The 17,891-nt window shown below is 72.6% G+C and carries 20 protein-coding genes; 12 read left to right on the top strand and 8 right to left on the bottom strand.

The genetic code is table 11. The features are described from left to right. Positions 1–8: 8 nt before the first annotated feature. From BTM25_RS13905 to BTM25_RS13895, 3 genes are read right to left on the bottom strand one after another with little or no spacing between them, the layout of a single operon-like run. Positions 9–1,496 carry a leucyl aminopeptidase gene (locus tag BTM25_RS13905; RefSeq protein ID WP_103563328.1) on the bottom strand — a complete coding sequence of 496 codons (1,488 nt, stop codon included), beginning with the start codon at positions 1,494–1,496 and terminating at the stop codon, positions 9–11. A gap of 46 nt (positions 1,497–1,542) precedes the next feature. Beyond that, positions 1,543–2,340: an adenosylcobinamide-GDP ribazoletransferase gene (locus tag BTM25_RS13900; protein ID WP_103563327.1), complete on the bottom strand. Its 798-nt coding sequence runs from the start codon at positions 2,338–2,340 to the stop codon at positions 1,543–1,545. Further along, positions 2,337–3,284, bottom strand: coding sequence for a bifunctional adenosylcobinamide kinase/adenosylcobinamide-phosphate guanylyltransferase (locus tag BTM25_RS13895; protein ID WP_103563326.1), 948 nt, complete (start codon positions 3,282–3,284; stop codon positions 2,337–2,339). The genes BTM25_RS13900 and BTM25_RS13895 overlap by 4 nt, the downstream gene beginning before the upstream one ends. A 66-nt stretch (positions 3,285–3,350) precedes the next feature. Here BTM25_RS13895 and BTM25_RS13890 point away from each other — a divergent pair, with 66 nt between their 5' ends. Then, the gene (locus tag BTM25_RS13890; protein ID WP_407923383.1) at positions 3,351–3,572 is read left to right on the top strand and encodes a hypothetical protein; all 222 of its coding nucleotides are present in this window, start codon (positions 3,351–3,353) and stop codon (positions 3,570–3,572) included. A gap of 43 nt (positions 3,573–3,615) precedes the next feature. Here BTM25_RS13890 and BTM25_RS13885 read toward each other — a convergent pair whose 3' ends face one another. Together BTM25_RS13885 and BTM25_RS13880 are read right to left on the bottom strand one after the other, a co-directional pair. Then, complete coding sequence (locus BTM25_RS13885; protein WP_103563324.1) at positions 3,616–4,617, bottom strand: aldo/keto reductase family protein; 1,002 nt, start codon at positions 4,615–4,617, stop codon at positions 3,616–3,618. 31 nt (positions 4,618–4,648) lie between these two features. Continuing rightward, positions 4,649–5,227, bottom strand: a complete 579-nt coding sequence (locus BTM25_RS13880; protein ID WP_235828400.1) for a DUF3043 domain-containing protein — start codon at positions 5,225–5,227, stop codon at positions 4,649–4,651. Positions 5,228–5,358: 131 nt separating this feature from the next. On the opposite strand from BTM25_RS13880, the gene BTM25_RS13875 reads away from it, so the two are divergent. The 5 genes from BTM25_RS13875 (at position 5,359) to BTM25_RS13855 (ending at position 8,851) form a co-directional block, all read left to right on the top strand. Further along, positions 5,359–6,162, top strand: a complete 804-nt coding sequence (locus BTM25_RS13875) for a PspA/IM30 family protein (RefSeq protein WP_103563323.1) — start codon at positions 5,359–5,361, stop codon at positions 6,160–6,162. Continuing rightward, complete coding sequence (gene pspAA, locus BTM25_RS13870) at positions 6,159–6,437, top strand: PspA-associated protein PspAA (RefSeq protein ID WP_103563322.1); 279 nt, start codon at positions 6,159–6,161, stop codon at positions 6,435–6,437. Before BTM25_RS13875 ends, pspAA begins: the two co-directional genes overlap by 4 nt. Positions 6,438–6,577: 140 nt before the next feature. Next, the gene (gene htpX, locus BTM25_RS13865; RefSeq protein WP_103563321.1) at positions 6,578–7,495 is read left to right on the top strand and encodes a zinc metalloprotease HtpX; all 918 of its coding nucleotides are present in this window, start codon (positions 6,578–6,580) and stop codon (positions 7,493–7,495) included. Position 7,496: 1 nt separating this feature from the next. After that, positions 7,497–8,066 (top strand): PspA-associated protein PspAB, encoded by a 570-nt coding sequence (pspAB, locus tag BTM25_RS13860; RefSeq protein WP_103563320.1) that lies wholly within the window; start codon positions 7,497–7,499, stop codon positions 8,064–8,066. After that, entirely contained in the window at positions 8,063–8,851 is a 789-nt protein-coding gene (locus BTM25_RS13855) for a maleylpyruvate isomerase family mycothiol-dependent enzyme (RefSeq protein WP_168212114.1), read from the top strand. Before pspAB ends, BTM25_RS13855 begins: the two co-directional genes overlap by 4 nt. Positions 8,852–8,868: 17 nt before the next feature. Here the strand turns inward: BTM25_RS13855 and nadA are convergent, their stop codons facing one another. Beyond that, the gene (gene nadA / locus BTM25_RS13850) at positions 8,869–10,071 is read right to left on the bottom strand and encodes a quinolinate synthase NadA (protein ID WP_235828398.1); all 1,203 of its coding nucleotides are present in this window, start codon (positions 10,069–10,071) and stop codon (positions 8,869–8,871) included. A gap of 269 nt (positions 10,072–10,340) precedes the next feature. Here nadA and BTM25_RS13845 point away from each other — a divergent pair, with 269 nt between their 5' ends. Continuing rightward, positions 10,341–10,700 (top strand): HesB/IscA family protein, encoded by a 360-nt coding sequence (locus BTM25_RS13845; RefSeq protein ID WP_103563318.1) that lies wholly within the window; start codon positions 10,341–10,343, stop codon positions 10,698–10,700. Between the two features lie 138 nt (positions 10,701–10,838). Next, entirely contained in the window at positions 10,839–11,816 is a 978-nt protein-coding gene (locus BTM25_RS13840) for a carbohydrate kinase family protein (RefSeq protein WP_103563317.1), read from the top strand. A gap of 43 nt (positions 11,817–11,859) precedes the next feature. On the opposite strand, the gene BTM25_RS13835 is transcribed toward BTM25_RS13840, so the two are convergent. Further along, entirely contained in the window at positions 11,860–12,165 is a 306-nt protein-coding gene (locus BTM25_RS13835) for a sulfurtransferase TusA family protein (protein WP_103563316.1), read from the bottom strand. Positions 12,166–12,241: 76 nt separating this feature from the next. Then, complete coding sequence (locus tag BTM25_RS13830; RefSeq protein ID WP_103563315.1) at positions 12,242–13,411, bottom strand: cysteine desulfurase family protein; 1,170 nt, start codon at positions 13,409–13,411, stop codon at positions 12,242–12,244. A gap of 162 nt (positions 13,412–13,573) precedes the next feature. Between BTM25_RS13830 and ctaC the strand changes: the two genes are divergently transcribed. From ctaC to BTM25_RS13810, 4 genes are all read left to right on the top strand, one after another. Next, the gene (ctaC, locus tag BTM25_RS13825; RefSeq protein WP_168212113.1) at positions 13,574–14,371 is read left to right on the top strand and encodes an aa3-type cytochrome oxidase subunit II; all 798 of its coding nucleotides are present in this window, start codon (positions 13,574–13,576) and stop codon (positions 14,369–14,371) included. Beyond that, positions 14,368–16,035, top strand: a complete 1,668-nt coding sequence (ctaD, locus tag BTM25_RS13820) for an aa3-type cytochrome oxidase subunit I (RefSeq protein ID WP_103563313.1) — start codon at positions 14,368–14,370, stop codon at positions 16,033–16,035. Before ctaC ends, ctaD begins: the two co-directional genes overlap by 4 nt. A 4-nt stretch (positions 16,036–16,039) precedes the next feature. Continuing rightward, positions 16,040–16,450, top strand: coding sequence for a cytochrome c oxidase subunit 4 (locus BTM25_RS13815; RefSeq protein WP_103563312.1), 411 nt, complete (start codon positions 16,040–16,042; stop codon positions 16,448–16,450). 168 nt (positions 16,451–16,618) lie between these two features. Beyond that, positions 16,619–17,863 carry a L,D-transpeptidase gene (locus tag BTM25_RS13810; RefSeq protein WP_103563311.1) on the top strand — a complete coding sequence of 415 codons (1,245 nt, stop codon included), beginning with the start codon at positions 16,619–16,621 and terminating at the stop codon, positions 17,861–17,863. Positions 17,864–17,891: the final 28 nt, after the last annotated feature.

Raw genomic sequence — 17,891 nt, 5'->3', positions numbered from 1 at the left:
CGGAACCCTTAGAGGATTCCGGCGGCCACGTCCTCGGCGATCTGTACCAACGTACGCGTCGCGGCGCCGGTGCCGCCCTTCGGGGTGTACCCGTAGGGCTCGCCCCGGTGGAACGACGGCCCGGCGATGTCCAGGTGGGCCCAGCGGACGCCGTCCGGCACGAACTCCTTGAGGAACACGCCCGCGACCAGCATCCCGCCCCAGCGCTCGCCGCTGATGTTGGCGAGGTCGGCGACGGGGGAGTCCAGGCCCTTGCGCAGTTCGGCCGGGAGCGGCATGCCCCACGCGGCCTCGCCCGCGCGGGTCGCGGCGGCCACCACGCCCTCGCGGACGGCGTCGTCGTTGGCCATGACGCCCGTCGTGCGGGTGCCGAGCGCGACGAGCTGGGCGCCGGTGAGCGTGGCGACGTCCACGATGAGGTCGGGGTCGTCCTCGGCGGCGCGGACGAGCGCGTCGGCCAGCACGAGGCGTCCCTCGGCGTCGGTGTTCAGCACCTCGACCGTGGTGCCGCCGTAGATCGTGAGGACGTCCGAGGGCCGCTGCGCGGTGCCGCTCGGCATGTTCTCGGCCATCGCCATGTAGCCGACGACGTTCACGGCCGGCTTGAGCGCCGCGATGGCCGCGAGCGCGCCGAGCACCGCGCCCGCGCCGCCCATGTCGGACTTCATCCAGTCCATGCCCTCGGCGGGCTTGAGCGACAGGCCGCCGGAGTCGAACGTGATGCCCTTGCCGACGAGCGCGAGCGTCCGCGTCGCGCCCGGGGCGGTGTAGGCGAGCCGGACGAGCCGGGGCGGGTTCGCCGAGCCCTGCCCGACGCCGGTGATGCCGCCGAAGCCGCCCTCGGCGAGTTCCCGCTCGTCCAGGATCTCGACGGCGAGGCCCGTCTCGGCGGCGATCTCACGGGCCTTGGCCGCGAAGTCGTCCGGCGACAGGTGGGACGGCGGGGTGTTGACCAGGTCCCGCACGAGCGCCACCGACCGCGCGAGGATCCGGGCGCGCTCGACGGACGCCGCGTGGCCCGTGTCGCCCGCGACGACGATCTCGGCGACCGGGTCCTTGGTCTCGCCCGTCCGGAACGTCGTGAACGCGTAGGCGCCGAGCAGCGCGCCGGACGCGACGGCCTCGGTCTCGGCCGCGCCGCTCGCGGGCAGCGCGACGAGGACGCGCCGGACGCCCGCCAGCGACCGCACCGCCGCGCCCGCCGCGCGCCGCAGCGCCTCGGCGTCGGGGTCGGCGCCGAGGCCCGCCGCGACGACGAGCCGGGCCGGGACGGCGCCGAGCGTCGGCAGCCGGGTCAGCTCCCCGGCCTTGCCGGTGGCGCCGAGTGCGGTGAGGCCCGCGGCGAGCCGTCCGCCGAGCGCGGCGTCGAGCGCGTCCGCCGCCGGGTGCGCGCCGGGACGGGCCGCGTCCGCCGTGTCGCCTGGGGTGACGCCGATCACGATCGCGTCGACGTCGAGGTCGGCCGAAGCTTCGCTGTCAAGGCTGATGCTGGTCACGTGGGTTGATGTTAGTCCCACCCGGCGTCCCGTTTCTCCTTCGGGATCAAGGTCCGCCCGCGGCCTGCGTCACGAGGGCGGCGGTCGCGGCGATCTCCACGAGCGCGCCGAGGACGTCGCCGGTGACGCCGCCGAGCCGCCGCCGGGCGTGCGCGAGCACGGCCAGCGCGGCGCCCACCGCCGCGACGACGGCGAGCGCGGCGTGGACCGGACGGCCCGTCGCGAACCCGGTCGCGGCGGCGGCGGCGAGGACGGCGCCGGACACGGCCAGCGCGGCGCGGGTGCGGACCGTCCCGGCGACGAGCGCCCCGAGCCCGCCGGGCCGCGCGGACGGGACGGCCGTCCGGCACGCCCAGGGCAGCGCGAGCCGTCCGGCGACGGCCGCGACCAGCGCCGCGACCGGGGGCTGCGGGGCCGACGCCAGCGCCGCCGTCTGCGCGCCGAGCGTGAGGACCAGCGTCACGACGCCGAACGGCCCGATGTCGGACCGCTTCATGATCGTCAGCGCCTCGGCGGCCGGCTTGGCGCTGCCGAGGCCGTCGGCGAGGTCGGCGAGACCGTCCAGATGCAGCGCGCGGGTCAGTGCGGCGGACGCGGCGACGGCGAGCACGGTACCAAGCAACCGCGACAACCCCGCCAGATCCGCGAGGAGCAGCACCAGCGCGGCGCCGCCGCCGACGATCACCCCGACGAGCGGGGCGACCAGCATCGCGACACGGGCGGCGTCCCGGTCGACCCGCCCCGCACGCACCGGAACGACCGTCAACAACGTCACCGCCAGCCGCACTCCAGCGCTCAAGAGGCCCCCGGGCTCGCCCGCGGTGGGCGGCGTCGGCGCGGTCATGGCAGGTCCAGGACGCGGCCCGCGACGACCAGCGCGACGTCCTCGGACGCGTCGGCCAGCCGTCGGTTCAGTGTGCCGAGCAGGTCGCGGAAGGCCCGTCCGGACGCGGTCGCGGGCACCACCGACAGGCCCACCTCGTCGCTGACCGCGATCACGCGTGCGGCCGTGTCGCGCCACGCCGCGACCAGGTCGTCGATGCGGGGCGCGGCGGCGGGGGCGGGGTCGTCCCAGGCGTCCGCCGCGTCGATCGCGCCGGTCAGCCAGGAGCCGAGGCCGTCCACGAGCACCGCGCCGCGCGCCGCGCGCAGCACGGCCGCGACGTCACCGGTCTCGGCGGTCGTCCACCAGGACGGGCGGCGCTCGCGGTGCGCGGCGATCCGCGCGGCCCACTCGGGGTCCCCGGCGCCGGTCCGGCCGGTCGCGACGTAGGTGACGTCCGGCTCGGCGGCCAGGCGCAGCTCCGCCTCCGCCGACTTGCCCGACCGGGCGCCGCCGAGCAGCAGCGTCCGGTGCGGCGCGGGCGCGGGGTCCAGCCAGTGCCGCAGGCGGCGGTCCAGCTCGGCGGGGGAGCGCGTCCGGTGGTCGCGGTGGACGGCCAGCACCCGCGTCGCCGCCGTCACCGCTCCCGCCCGGCGCAGCAGCCCGAGGTGTTCGGGACGGTCCGCCAAGTCGAGCAGGACGGCCCCGTAGACCGTCCCCGGCGACGGCTCGGGCACCGCGCCCGGACCGGCGGCGACGAGCAGCACGCCGCCGCCGGGCGCGTCCGCCTCGAACCCGCCGGGCACGGCGCGGTGCGGCAGGCCGTCGAGCGGCACGCCGTCCACCAGCACGTTCAACGCCGCGCGGGCTTCGCCGACCGTCCGCAGCGCCGCGCACGACGCGCAGCGGCAGCCCGCCGCCGGCCACCCGCCGGGGGCGGCGTCCCCCAGAACCTCGATTCGCATGGTGATCAGAGACTCTAGGCGGGTGCGCTCGCCCGCCGGACGAACGGTTAGTCTCACCGCGACGGGGTGGCGGATCGAGCGGAGGGCGGCGGGATGGCCTGGAGCTGGAAGCTGGAGAAGGCGGACGGGCAGGACGCCGGGACGGCGGAGGAGACCTTCCCGACCCGGTCCGACGCCGAGTCGTGGCTGGGCGAGAGCTGGCGGGAGCTGCGGGCGGGCGGCGTGGAGCGGGTCGTGCTGCTGGACGACGGCGCGGCCGTCTACCCGATGTCCCTGGACGAGGCGTGAGCTCCGGCCGGGCGGCGCGCCCGCCCGGCCGGAGCGGTCCCGGTCAGGGCCGCTGACGCGGGCTGACCGTCTTGGCGGGGTCGCGGATCACGACGTCGCCGAGGATGTCGTCGATGCGGGCGAGGACGTCGGCGTCCAGCTTCACCCCGGCCGCGCGCACGTTGTCGCGGACCTGCTCGGGACGCGACGCCCCGACGATCGCCGCCGACACGTTCGGGTTCTGGAGCGTCCACGCCACCGCGAGCTGCGCCATCGTGAGCCCGAGCTCGTCCGCGACGGGCTTGAGGTTCTGGACGCGGGTGAGCAGGTCGTCGTTCAGCATCCGGCGGATGAAGTCGGCGCCGCCGTTCTCGTCGGTGGCGCGCGAACCGGCGGGCGGCGCCTGCCCCGGCTGGTACTTGCCGGTCAGGACGCCCTGCGCGATGGGCGACCACACGATCTGCCCGATGCCCTCCCGCTCGCACAGCGGGACGACCTCGTCCTCGATGACGCGCCACAGCATCGAGTACTGCGGCTGGCTGGAGACGATCCGGTCGAAGCCCATCTCGTCGGCGATCTTCAGCGCCCGCTCGATCTCCTCGGCCCGCCACTCCGAGACGCCGACGTACAGCACCTTGCCCTGCCGGACGAGGTCGTCGAAGGCGCGCAGGGTCTCTTCGAGGGGGGTCTCGTAGTCGAACCGGTGGGCCTGGTAGAGGTCCACGTAGTCGGTGCGGAGCCGCCGCAGGGATCCGTGGATCGACTCGAAGATGTGCTTGCGCGACAGCCCCCGGTCGTTCGGGCCGGGGCCGGTCGGCCAGTACACCTTGGTGAAGATCTCCAGGCCCTCGCGCCGCTGCCCGTCGAGCGCCCGGCCGAGGACCTCCTCCGCGCGGGTGCCCGCGTAGACGTCGGCGGTGTCGAACGTGGTGACGCCCTCGTCGAGGGCCGCCGCGACGCACGCGCGCGCGGCGTCCTCCTCGACCTGTGAGCCGTGGGTGAGCCAGTTGCCGTAGGCGATCTCGCTGATCTTGAGGCCGCTGCGGCCCAGGTGTCGGAACTCCATGGACCGCACCCTAGAACGCGGACGCGGGCCGTCAGGCGGCGGGACGCTCCCCGAGCTTCACCTGCGGCGCGGGCTGGCGCAGCCGCCGGATCTGCATCGCGCGCAGCGCCGCGTACATGCCGATGCCGCGCGTGCTCTCGTCCGGGAAACGCCGCGCCGCGAGCTTCTTGACGCCGAGGTTCAGCGTGAAGCCCTCCACGAACACGGCGAGCAGCAGCACCGGCGGCGCGAACAGCCCGAACAGCCGCGCCGCCGGAATCGGCAGCAGGCTGAGGACGACGATCGCGAACAGCACGTACATGAGGTACGAGCCGATCGTCCGCCGCGAGTCCACGTAGTCGCGGGCGAGGCGCCGCACCGGGCCCTTGTCGCGCTTGAGGAGGTACTTGTCGTCGCCGCGCGCCATTCCCTCGCGCATCCGCACGCGCTCGGCGGCCTGCCGCTCGCGCACGCGCTTGTACGCCTCCTTGCGGTCGGCGGGCGGCGCGGTGATGGGCTGGAGGCGCTTCTTCTGCGCTTCCGACCGCTTGGGCGTGGGGCGCCCCTTGCCTCCCGGCTTTGCGACCTGAGGAGGATCTTCGGGGGCTTCCTGGGTACGACGTCCGAACACGAGGATCAGCCTACCGGCTGCGAACATCGTGACCGCCTCGCGCGTTAACGCGTAGGGTGATAGAAGCCCAGCAGTGGCCATTGAGCCCAGTTTGCGACTGGGCAGCACACGAAGGGACCGGCGCCGGCGCGATGAGCGTGATGAAGAGAATGTCGATGATCTTCAAGTCCAAGGCCAACAAGGCTTTGGACCGCATGGAGGATCCGCGCGAGACACTGGACTACTCCTACCAGCGCCAGCTTGAGATGCTCCAGAAGGTCCGGCGGGGCGTCGCCGACGTGGCCACCTCCCGCAAGCGGCTGGAGCTGCAGATCAACCAGCTCGAACAGCAGCAGAACAAGCTGACCGAGCAGGGCAAGAAGGCACTCCAGGTCGGCCGCGAGGACCTGGCCCGCGAGGCGCTGACGCGCCGCGCCGGCCTGGACTCCCAGCTCGGCGACCTGCGCGCCCAGTACCAGCAGCTCCAGGGCGAGGAGGAGAAGCTGACCCTCGCCTCGCAGCGGCTGCAGGCCAAGGTCGACGCCTTCCGCACCCGCAAGGAGACGATCAAGGCCACCTACACGGCCGCCGAGGCGCAGACCAAGATCAACGAGGCGTTCAGCGGCATCTCCGAGGAGATGGGCGACGTCGGCCTCGCGATCCAGCGCGCCGAGGAGAAGACCGAGACCATGAAGGCCCGCGCCGGGGCCATCGACGAACTGCTGGAGTCCGGCGCCCTGGAGGACTTCTCCGGCCCGCGCGACGACATCCAGGCCGAGCTGGACCGCATGGGCTCGGGCCCCGGCGTCGACGTGGAGCTGGAGCGGCTGAAGGCCGAGCTGGGCCAGGCGCCCGCGCCCAAGCAGCTCAACCCCGGCCAGCAGCAGGCCCACGGCCAGCAGGCCGCGTCCCCCCAGCAGGTGCAGTGGCCGCAGCAGCCCGGGGGTGGGCAGTGATCGTCCGGATCATGGGCGAGGGGCAGCTCGACGTCGCCGACGGCGACCTCGCGGCGCTCAACGCGCTGGACGACCGGCTCGAAGCCGCCATCGACACCGGCGACGAGTCGACGTTCCGCACGGCGCTGAAGGAACTGCTGGAGAACGTCCGGACGGTCGGCAAGCCGCTGCCGCCCGACAGCCTGGAGCCGTCGGAACTGATCCTCCCGCCGGTGGACGCCGCCATCGACGAGGTGCGGCAGATGCTCGGCGACGAGGGACTGATCCCGGACTGAACCGGGGACCCGCCGGCCCCGCGCCGGTGGAACGACGCGGCCCGCGCGGTCGCCGGGACGCCCGTCGTCCCGGCGCGCGGCAGGCCGCGGGCGGCCCCGTCCCGTGTGGGACGCGGGGGCCGCGAAAGGGGGGATGAGGGATGGCACGCACCCGCTACGCGCCGGACCGCGGGCTGACGTCCCGCATGCTGGTGACGATGTTCCTGCTGGGGCTGGTGTACGTCGCGTTCGTCGGCGCCTTCTTCGTGCTGGTGCCGAAGTGGGGCGTGATCGCGCTGGTCGTCGCCGCCGTGTTCCTGTTCGCGCAGTACTTCCTGAGCGACAAGCTCACGATCTTCGCGATGCACGGCCGCGTGGTGTCGCCGGAGGAGGCGCCCGAGCTGCACGGCGTCATCGACCGCATCTGCGCGCTGTCGGACGCCCCCAAGCCCCGCGTGGCCGTCGCCGACACCGACGTGCCGAACGCGTTCGCGACCGGGCGCAACCAGAAGAAGGCCGTCGTCTGCGTGACGACCGGGCTGCTGCGGCGGCTCGACCCGGTGGAGCTGGAGGGCGTCCTCGCGCACGAGATGGCGCACGTCGCGCACCGGGACGTGGCCGTCATGACGGTCGCGTCGTTCCTCGGGATCTGCGCCGGGCTGCTGACCCGCTTCGGCCTGGAGGCCGGGCTGTGGGGCGGCTTCAACCGGCGCGACAACGACCAGAACACCGGGCTGATCCTGCTCGCGGTCGTCGCCGTCAGCGCGGTGGCGTACGCGATCAGCTTCGTCCTGACCCGCGCGCTGTCGCGGTACCGGGAGCTGTCGGCCGACCGGGCGGCGGCGCTGCTGACCGGGCGCCCGTCCGCGCTGGCGAGCGCGCTGACCAAGGTGACCGGCGAGATGGCGCGGATCCCGAGCCGGGACCTGCGCTCCGCCGAGCCGTTCAACGCGTTCTTCTTCGCCCCGGCGTTCAGCAAGGGCGCCAGCGTCGCGACGCTGTTCTCCACGCACCCGTCGCTGGAGAAGCGGCTCGCGCAACTGCAGAAGATCTCCGGCCAGCTCGGCCGAGGGGAGTGACATGGGGTTCCTGGACGCGCTGCTCGGCCGGTCCAAGCCGGCCAAGCCCGACCTGGACCGGCTGTTCGGGCTGTCCACGGCGGCGGTGACGCTGGAGGCCGCGGCCGGGTTCACCCCGACCGGGCTCGGCTCGGTGAGCTTCCGCGCGGCCGAGGGCGGCGCGTTCGCCCGGCTCCAGCGCGACGTCCAGGACCTGCTGGACGCCGACCAGGGGCCGCGCGTGGAGATCAGCGAGGACTCCTACGGCTACACCTGGATCCTCGCGACGCACGACCCGTCGGACGTGGCGGGCCTGGTCACCGACCTGCACGCGGTGAACTCCACGCTGGAGACCAACGGCTTCGGGCCGCACCTGCTGTGCTCGCTCGTCGGGTTCCGGGGGCCGGACGGGCAGCGCCTCGGGCTCGTCTACCTCTACAAGCGCGGCACGTTCTACCCGTTCGCGCCGCTGCCGGGAGACCGCCGCGACAACGCGCTGGAACTCCAGGTGCGCGGCGCGGTCGGCGCCGACCTGCCGTTCGAGGACGACCTCGGCCGCTGGTTCCCCGTCTGGGGCGCCCCCGGCCTGTGAGCGCTCACGACGGGCCGCGCTGGCCGCACGAGGCGTACTGCGCCGCGACCGAGGCCGAGATCGCGGCGTACGCGGCGGCGCTGGCGGACGCGCCGCCCGGCCTGGACGTCCCGTCCTGCCCGGGGTGGACGGCCGCCGAGCTGACCCGCCACCTCGGCGGCGTGCACCGCTGGGCGCGCGGCCTCGTCGCGACCAGGGCGCAGGAGGCCGCCGGGCGCCGCGAGATGGGCGTGACCTGGCCCGACGACGACGCCGACCTCGGCCCGTGGTTCGCCGAAGGAGCCCGTGACCTTCTCGCCGTGCTGCGCGACACCGCCCCGGACGAGCCCGTCTGGACGTGGGGGGACGGCGGCACGGCCGGATGGTGGGCGCGCCGGATGCTGCACGAGACGGCCGTCCACCGCTGCGACCTCGACCTCGCGCTCGGCCGGACGGCGCGCGTCCCCGCCGGCGTCGCGGTCGACGGCGTCGGGGAACTGCTCGGCAACCTGCCCGCCGCCGCCGTGTTCAGCCCGCGCGTCAAGGAACTGCGCGGCGCCGGGACATTGACGTTCGCCGCCGCCGACGCCGGGGCCCGCTGGAACGTGCGGTTCACCCCGGACGGCTTCACGGCCGAGCGCGCGGACGGGCCCGCCCCCGCCGACGCGACGGCGTCCGTCGCGGGCGCCGCGGCCGACCTCTACCTGTTCGCGTGGGGCCGCCGCGCCCCCGGCGACCCGGCGCTCGCGTTCGGCGGCGACGCCGCGCTCGTCGCGCTGTTCGCCGAGAACGCGGGCGTCGGGTAGGGGACCGGCGGACGCGCCTACGGCAGGGCGAGCATCCGATCCAGGGCCGCGCGGGCGTAGTGCGCGGTCTCCGGATCGACCTGGATGCGGTTGACGACCTCGCCGCGCGCCAGCGACTCCAGCGACAGCACCAGGTGCGGCAGGTCGATCCGGTTCATCGTGGAGCAGAAGCAGACCGTCTTGTCGAGGAACATGACGTTCTTGTCCGGGTGGGCGTTCGCGAGCCGCCGGACGAGGTTCAGCTCCGTCCCGACCGCCCACGACGAGCCCGCCGGGGCCTCCTCGATCGCCTTGATGATGAACTCGGTCGAGCCGACGAGGTCGGCGGCCGTGACGACCTCGTGCTGGCACTCGGGGTGGACGAGCACGTTCACGCCCGGCACCCGCGCGCGGACGTCGTTCACCGAGTCGAGCGAGAACCGTCCGTGCACCGAGCAGTGCCCGCGCCACAGGATCATGCGGGCGTCGCGCAGCGCCCCGTCCGGCAGGCCCCCGCCCGGCCGGTGCGGGTTGTAGACGACGCAGTCCTCCAGCGCGAAGCCCAGCTCCAGGACGGCGGTGTTGCGGCCGAGGTGCTGGTCGGGCAGGAACAGGACCTTCGAGCCCCGCGCGTACGCCCAGTCCAGGGCGCGCTTGGCGTTGGACGACGTGCAGACGACGCCGCCGTGCCGTCCGACGAACGCCTTGATGTCGGCCGAGGAGTTCATGTACGTCACCGGGACGACGTCGCCCGCGATCCCGGCGTCCTCCAGCGCCTCCCAGCACTCCTCGACCTGGTCGAACGTCGCCATGTCGGCCATCGAGCACCCGGCGGCGAGGTCGGGCAGGACGACCTGCTGGTGGTCGGCGGTGAGGATGTCGGCGGACTCGGCCATGAAGTGGACGCCGCAGAACACCACGTAGGGCGCCTCGGGACGGTCGGCGGCGAGCCGCGCGAGCTTGAACGAGTCGCCGGTGACGTCGGCGAACTGGATGACCTCGTCGCGCTGGTAGTGGTGGCCGAGGACGAACACGCGGTCGCCGAGGGCGGCCTTGGCGGCTCTGGCGCGCTCCACGAGATCCGGGTCGGAGGCGGGCGGCAGCTCGCCGGGGCAGTCGACGCCGCGCTCGCTCGCCGGGTCGGCACCGGTCCCGAGGAGCAGCAGCGCCGGGAGGTCGGTCGGGGTCGGTTGGTCGGGGGCGAGATCAACAGGGCGAGGGTCCTGCACGGGGGTGGTCACGGGAGTCTCCCTCCTGCGACGTGACTTATCGTCGCTCTGACGACTAATCAAAGCACACGAACCGGCATATCCCGTCCGGCGGGGCGGTGTGCGACCGCCCACACCCGCCCCGGAACGGGGGCGAACGCGACGTGAAACACTGGTGGACGAAGGGAATGGGCGTACTGCGAGGTACGTTGTTCTTCGAGAAGAGGCGTGGCCACGCGTCCCACGAACAGACAGGGCGCCGCCCGGGCGGGCGGCCCGCAGCGAGACCCGGGAGCTGAACAATGACGGTTTCGAGCGAGACGACGCAGGACACCGCGCAGGGCGTGATCCTCACCGCCGCCGCCGCCGAGAAGGCCAAGGGCCTTCTTGAGCAGGAGGGCCGGGACGACCTGGCGCTGCGCGTCGCGGTCCAGCCCGGCGGCTGCTCCGGCCTGATCTACCAGCTCTTCTTCGACGAGCGCGAGATGGACGGCGACCAGGTCCAGGACTTCGACGGCCTGAACGTCCGCGTGGACCGGATGAGCGCCCCGTACCTGACCGGCGCCACGATCGACTTCGTGGACTCGATCGAGAAGCAGGGCTTCACGATCGACAACCCGAACGCGTCGGGCTCCTGCGCCTGCGGCGACTCCTTCAACTAGGACGAGCGCGGCCGAGGGCGGTTCCGGAGCGGGCTCCGGGCCGCCCTTGCGCATGCGCGGGGAGGGACCGGAGATCACCGGGTCGGTACGCTAAGGGCGTTTGTGCCCACCCGACCCGCCGACGAGGAGAGCGACGCAGTGCGCATCGCCGTCACCGGCTCCATCGCCACCGACCACCTGATGACCTTCCCGGGCCGGTTCACCGACCAGCTCGTGCCCGACAGGCTCGACCGCGTCTCCCTGTCCTTCCTGGCCGACGAACTGGTGATCCGCCGCGGCGGAGTCGCCGCGAACATCTGCTTCACGATGGGCGTGCTCGGGCTGCGGCCCGTCCTCGTCGGGTCGGTCGGCGACGACTTCGCCGACTACCGGTCCTGGCTGGAGCGGCACGGCGTGGACACCGAGTCCGTCCACGTGTCCGAGCTGAAGCACACCGCCCGGTTCCTGTGCACCACCGACGACGACCAGAACCAGATCGCGACCTTTTACGCGGGCGCGATGAGCGAGGCCCGCGACATCGAGATCGGGCCCATCGCGGACCGGACGGGCGGGCTCGACCTCGTCCTGGTCAGCCCCAACGACCCCGAGGCGATGCTGCGGCACAGCGACGAGTGCCGCGCCCGCGGCATCCCGTTCGCCGCCGACCCGTCCCAGCAGCTCGCCCGGGTGGGCGGCGAGGACGTCCGCCGGCTCGTGGACGGCGCCGCCTACCTGTTCACCAACGAGTACGAGAAGGCGCTCTGCGAGGAGAAGACCGGCTGGTCCGACGCGGACGTGCTGTCGCGCGTCGGCGTCCGGATCACCACCCTCGGCGCCAAGGGCGCGCAGATCGACCGGGCCGGTGAGGAGGGCGTGCACGTCCCGGCCGTGATGGTCGAGAACGTCGTCGACCCGACCGGCGGCGGCGACGCGTTCCGCGCCGGGTTCCTGTCGGCCGTCCACTGGGGGCTGCCGCTGACGCGCGCCGCGCAGGTCGGCAACGTCGTCGCGGCCTACGTCCTGGAGACGGCCGGCCCGCAGGAGTACACGATCACGCGGGACGGGTTCCTCGACCGCCTGACCGGCGTGTACGGCGCGGACGCGGCGGCCGAGATCGCCCCGCACCTGCCCGCCTGACACCGGAGGTCCCCGGGCGGGCGCGGCCCGCCCGGGGCGCCGGTCAGTACGTGCGGCGGATGTGGAAGCCCCAGCCGCGCGGCAGGGTCTCCTCCCACACGAAGTCCTGCGACTTCATCCGGCACCACGCGGGCACGTCGGTGCGCGCGGCGACGTCGTCGGCGAGCACCGCGATGATCGCGCCCACCGGGACCTCCCGGATGCGCTCGGCCAGCATGATGATCGGGATCGGGCACTTGCGGCCCAGCGCGTCGATGACGAGCGCCGGCGGCGGCCCGGCCGGCGCCTCCGGCACGGGGGCCGGGAGCGGCTCGGCGGCCTCCCGGCGCGTGCGGCCTCGGAACCTCATGGAAGCGTCCGCCTCCCTGTGTCGGCGTGGAACGGGACGTCGGCGCGGACCGCGCGGCCCCGGCGGCGGACCGCGCTCATACGCCGCCCACCCCCGCCGACCTGCGCAGGCGGGTCACGGTAGCGGGAAGGACGGCCAGGAACCGGTCGACGTCGCCGGCCGTCGTGCCGTGCGGCAGCGACACCCGGACGTTGCCGTGGGTGAGCACTCCCATCGCCTCCAGCACGTGACTCGGTCGCAGCGTATCGGCCGTGCACGAACTTCCCGACGAAACCGCGAATCCCAGCCGGTCGAGTTCGGTCAGCAGCGCCTCGCCCGCCACATAGAGGCAGGAGAACGTCACCAGGTGCGGCAGGCGCGCGACCGGATCCCCGACCACTTCCACGTCCTCGATCGTACGCGCCACCTCGGTCCTGATGCGCTCCACCAGCGCGGACAGGCGCGGCCCCTCCGTCGCGCGCGCCGCGTGCAGCGCCGTCAGCGCGGCGGCGGCGGCGACGGCGCCGGGCACGTTCTCAAAGCCCGGCACCCGGCGCGCCTCGCGCTCGTCATCGGGCAGCGGGGAGCGCCACCGCGTCCCCTTGCGGACGGCGAGGACGCCGACGCCCGGCGGCCCGCCCCACTTGTGCGCGCTCGCGGTGAGCAGCGACCACCCGGCCGGGACGTCGACACGCCCGGCCGACTGCGCGGCGTCCACCAGCAGCGGCACGCCCGCCGCGCGGCACGCCGCCGCGACCTCGGCCACCGGCTGGACGGTCCCGACCTCGTGGTTCGCCGACTGCAGGCACGCCAGCGCCGTGTCCGGCCGCAGCGCGGACGCGAACGCGTCCGCGTCCACCCGTCCCGCGCGGTCCACCCCGACGACCGTGACCTCGCCGCCGTCGGCCTCGTGCCGCTCGGCCGTGTGCAGGACGCTGGAGTGCTCGACCGCGCTCACGACCAGGTGCCGTCCGACGCGCCGCCGTCCGCCGAGCGCGCCCAGCATCCCGAGATGGACGGCCTGCGTGCCGGACGTGGTGAACACGATCTCGTCCGGGCGTGTCCCGAGGACCCCCGCGACGTCCGCCCGTGCTCGGTCCAGCGCGAGCCGCGACCCGCGCGCCGCGCCGTACAGCCGCGCGGGGTCGGCCCACGCGCCGTCCAGCGCGCCGAGCAGCGCGGTGCGGGCGGCGGGGAGCAGCGGTTCGCTCGACGCCGCGTCCAGGTAGACGCCCGGCCGGTCGGCGTGCGGGCCGTGAGTAGCCACGCGAGAACACTAACCGGCACCCGATCGGGGCCCGGCGCGACCCTCGCGCTAGTGTGTCCCTCGCACGTGTGACAACTGATCTCTCCGCCCGGACGACCGGGCGTTCATCCGTGGGGAAGGCAATCCGTGAGTCCGACCCGCTCTAGGGAGCGGCGTACGCCTGTGCGCAGTCGCCGCGCTTTGAAGGGCGCCGGCGCGCTGGGCCTGCTGGCGCTGACCGCCACCGGCTGCAGCGGCGAGGCGTCCCGTCTCGGGATGCCCGAGCCGATCAGCGACCAGGCCGAGCGCATGCTGAAGCTCTGGCAGGGCTCCTGGATCGCGGCGTTCACCGTCGGCGCGGTCGTGTGGGGCCTGATCATCTGGGCGGTGCTGTTCCACCGCAAGCGCTCCGAGGACCTCCCGCCGCAGGTGCGGTACAACCTGCCGATCGAGATCCTCTACACGGCGGTCCCGTTCGTCATCATCGGCGTGCTGTTCTTTTACACCGCGCGCGACGAGAACTACGTCGAGAAGACCACGAACAACCCGAAGGTCACGGTCGACGTCACCGCCTTCCAGTGGAGCTGGCAGTTCGACTACAAGGAGAAGGTCGGCGGGCAGGAGCAGACGGTCGCGTCCGTGGTGGGCACCCCGGTGAACCCCAACGGTCCCGCGCCGCGCAAGCCCGTGCTGACCATTCCGACGGGCGAGACGGTCCGCGTGCGGCTCCACTCCAACGACGTGATCCACTCGTTCTGGGTCCCGGCGCTCCTGTACAAGAAGGACGTCATGCCCGGCTTCACGAACGAGTTCGAGTTCACGGCGAAGAAGACCGGCACCTACGAGGGCCGCTGCGCCGAACTGTGCGGCGTGGACCACAGCCGGATGCTGTTCCAGCTCCGCGTCGTGACGCCTGAGCAGTACCAGACGTACATCAACAATGCCAAGGTCCAGGCCAAGGTTGCGGGGGGTGCCCAGTGACGGCGGTCAGTCACGCACCGAGCGCGCCGATCGCCGCGTCGCGGACGACCAAGGGGCGCCTGATCGCCTCCTGGATGTCGTCCACCGACCACAAGGTGATCGGCTACCTCTACCTCATCACGTCCTTCGTGATGTTCCTGATCGGCGGCGTGCTCGCGCTGCTGATGCGCGTCGAGCTGTTCAAGCCGGGGCTCCAGTTCCTCAGCAACGAGCAGTTCAACCAGCTCTTCACCATGCACGGCACGATCATGCTGCTGATGTTCGCGACGCCGCTGTTCGCGGGCTTCGCCAACGTCATCATGCCGCTGCAGATCGGCGCGCCGGACGTGGCGTTCCCGCGCATGAACATGCTGGCGTACTGGCTGTTCCTGTTCGGCAGCATCATCGTCATCGCCGGGTTCCTGACGCCGGGCGGCGCGGCCAGCTTCGGCTGGTTCGCCTACTCGCCGCTGTCGGACTCGGTGCGCTCGCCGGGCATCGGCGGCGACATGTGGGTCATGGGCCTCGCGATGTCGGGCTTCGGCACCATCATGGGCGCCGTCAACTTCATCACGACGATCCTGTGCATGCGCGCCCCCGGCATGACGATGTTCCGGATGCCGATCTTCACCTGGAACATCCTGCTGACCTCGATCCTCGTGCTGCTGGCGTTCCCCGTCCTCGCGGCGGCGCTGCTGGCGCTGGAGGCCGACCGCAAGTTCGGCGCGCACGTGTTCGACGCCTCGCACGGCGGCGCGCTGCTCTGGCAGCACCTCTTCTGGTTCTTCGGCCATCCAGAGGTGTACATCATCGCGTTGCCCTTCTTCGGCATCGTGACCGAGATCCTGCCGGTGTTCAGCCGCAAGCCGCTGTTCGGCTACGTCGGCCTGGTGTTCGCGACGATCAGCATCGCGGGCCTGTCGATCACCGTGTGGGCGCACCACATGTTCGTGACCGGCCAGGTGCTGCTGCCGTTCTTCTCGTTCATGACGTTCCTCATCGCGGTGCCGACGGGCGTGAAGTTCTTCAACTGGATCGGCACGATCTGGCGCGGGCAGCTCACGTTCGAGTCGCCGATGCTGTGGTCGATCGGGTTCCTCGTGACGTTCCTGTTCGGCGGCCTGACCGGCGTCATCCTCGCGTCGCCGCCGATGGACTTCCAGCTCTCGGACTCCTACTTCGTGGTGGCGCACTTCCACTACGTCGTGTTCGGGACGGTCGTGTTCGCGATGTTCGCGGGCTTCTACTTCTGGTGGCCGAAGTTCACCGGCAAGATGCTGAACGACACGCTCGGCAAGGTGCACTTCTGGCTGCTGTTCATCGGCTTCCACGGCACGTTCCTCGTCCAGCACTGGCTGGGCGCCGAGGGCATGCCGCGCCGGTACGCCGACTACGCCAAGGAGTTCCAGGGCCTGAACGAGCTGTCCAGCGTGTTCTCGTTCATCCTGGCGATCTCGCTCCTGCCGTTCTTCTACAACGTGTACATCACGGCGAAGAAGGGCAGGCGCGTCGAGGTCGACGACCCGTGGGGCTACGGCAACTCGCTCGAATGGGCGACGTCCTGCCCGCCGCCGCGGCACAACTTCAACTCGATTCCGCGGATCCGCTCCGAGCGGCCCGCGTTCGACCTCCACCACCCGCACGTCGGGGCGAAGTCCGTGACGGCCGGGACGAAGGGAGAGTAGTCCGATGCGCGTTCAGGCGTTCATGTTCTACGGGTGCGCGATCTTCTTCCTCGTCACCGACGTCGTCTACTGGCTGTGGTCGGGGGACTGGACGGGCACCACGGCGATGGCGCTGGCGGTCGGCCTGGCCGGGCTGATCGGCTTCTACATCCACTTCACGATCCGGCGGCTGGAGAACTCCAACGGCGGCCCGCTCTACGAGGACGACCCCGAGGGCGAGATCGCGGACGCGGCCGGCGAGCTGGGCTTCTTCAGCCCGCACAGCTGGTGGCCGCTGTTCGTCGGGATGTCGGCGGCGGCGATCGCCCTCGGCGTCGTGTTCGGGTGGTGGCTGGTGTTCCTCGGCGTCGCGGCGATCCTGATGTCGACCATCGGATTCGTCTTCGAGTACTACCGGGGACACTTCGCCCACTAGTCGGCAAAGACACTCCCAGGGGGCCGGTGTTTCGCGTTCTTCGCGAGCATCGGCCCCCTTCTTGCTGGGCAAGATCGCTGGCACCAAGGGGTGACAACGGGGGAGTTGACGGTGCGAGTCGGCGTCTCAGCAGGGAAGGGAAAAGGCCGCTGGGCCACCGCGGCGGCGATGGGGGGCGTTCTCGTGGCGGGGACGGCCGGCTGCGCGGGAACGAAGGTCGTCCGGGGCGATCTGCTGGAACTGGCGGTGTCGCCCGCGCAGAGCGGCGGCGCGGCGGTTCCGCCGGACCGTCCGATCAGCGTGCGGGCCAAGAACGGAACGGTCCAGAACGTGACCGTCACGTCGGCGGGCGAGCAGATGATCGGGGAGGCGTCCCCGGACCGGACGAGCTGGCGGTCGCGCTGGACGCTGACGCCGAGCGCGGACTACCAGGTCACGGTGACGGGCCTCGGCCGTGACGGGCGCACGCGCACGATCACGAGCAAGTTCCGGACGGCGAAGGCCGGGCCGTCGCTGGCGTCCTCGCTGGAGGCGCCGAACAACCGGGAGACGGTCGGCGTGGGCATGCCGGTCATCCTCAACTTCGCGAGCCCGGTGAGCGACAAGGCGGCCGTCGAGCGGGGGCTGGAGATCCAGTCCAGCAAGCCCGCGGAAGGCGCCTGGCACTGGTTCGGGGACCAGACCGTGGTCTTCCGCACGCGCCAATACTGGCCCGCGCACACCGACGTCACGTTCCGCACGCATCTGGCGGGCGTCCGCGTCGCCAAGAACCTGTGGGGCGGCAAGAACCAGACGGTGCGGTTCCGGGTCGGCGACGAGCACATCAGCAAGGCGAGCGCGAAAAGCCACTACATGGTCGTCATGAAGAACGGCCGCAAGGTGCGTCGCATTCCGGTGAGCATGGGAATGGGCGGGTCGCGGGAGCACACGACGACCAACGGCGTCCACCTGACGATGGAGAAGGAGAACCCGGTCGTCATGGACTCGTCCACGACGGGCTGCGGACCCGGCTGCCCCGGCTACTACCGGCAGACCGTGTATTCGGCGGTGCGCATATCCAACAGCGGCGAATACGTCCACGCGGCGCCGTGGTCGGTGGGCTCGCAGGGCAACAGCAACGTCAGCCACGGATGCGTCAACGCCAGCGACGAGAACGCGGCCTGGTTCTACCGCTTCTCCTACCGCGGCGACCCGTACACGATCACCGGGACGAGCCGGGAGCTGGAGCCGGACAACGGCTGGGGCTACTGGCAGCTCTCCTGGACGAAGTGGATGAAGGGCAGCGCGCTCAACAAGTCGTCGCAGACGGGCCCGAGCGCGGGCGCGCCAGCGGCGGAGGCGGGCGCGAACGCCGGGGGCGGCGGGGCGCCGGCCGGGTCGGAGGCGGGCGCGGTGTCGCGTCCCCCGGCCTGATCGAGAACTCCGGGGGCCGCCCCCGTTC

Source organism: Actinomadura rubteroloni (genome assembly GCF_002911665.1).
In the GTDB taxonomy this organism is placed as follows: Bacteria; Actinomycetota; Actinomycetes; order Streptosporangiales; family Streptosporangiaceae; genus Spirillospora; species Spirillospora rubteroloni.
Note: the sequence above shows the minus strand (reverse complement) of the source record. Positions and strands in the feature narration are given on the sequence as shown.

Bases quoted from the DNA above. Each gene is read 5' to 3' on its own strand.
- BTM25_RS13900 (WP_103563327.1), bottom strand. From the start codon at position 2,340: ATGACCGCGCCGACGCCGCCCACCGCGGGCGAGCCCGGGGGCCTCTTG.
- BTM25_RS13895 (WP_103563326.1), bottom strand. From the start codon at position 3,284: ATGCGAATCGAGGTTCTGGGGGACGCCGCCCCCGGCGGGTGGCCGGCG.
- BTM25_RS13885 (WP_103563324.1), bottom strand. From the start codon at position 4,617: ATGGAGTTCCGACACCTGGGCCGCAGCGGCCTCAAGATCAGCGAGATC.
- BTM25_RS13875 (WP_103563323.1), top strand. From the start codon at position 5,359: ATGAGCGTGATGAAGAGAATGTCGATGATCTTCAAGTCCAAGGCCAAC.
- htpX (WP_103563321.1), top strand. From the start codon at position 6,578: ATGGCACGCACCCGCTACGCGCCGGACCGCGGGCTGACGTCCCGCATG.
- pspAB (WP_103563320.1), top strand. From the start codon at position 7,497: ATGGGGTTCCTGGACGCGCTGCTCGGCCGGTCCAAGCCGGCCAAGCCC.
- BTM25_RS13845 (WP_103563318.1), top strand. From the start codon at position 10,341: ATGACGGTTTCGAGCGAGACGACGCAGGACACCGCGCAGGGCGTGATC.
- BTM25_RS13835 (WP_103563316.1), bottom strand. From the start codon at position 12,165: ATGAGGTTCCGAGGCCGCACGCGCCGGGAGGCCGCCGAGCCGCTCCCG.
- BTM25_RS13815 (WP_103563312.1), top strand. From the start codon at position 16,040: ATGCGCGTTCAGGCGTTCATGTTCTACGGGTGCGCGATCTTCTTCCTC.
- BTM25_RS13810 (WP_103563311.1), top strand. From the start codon at position 16,619: ATGGGGGGCGTTCTCGTGGCGGGGACGGCCGGCTGCGCGGGAACGAAG.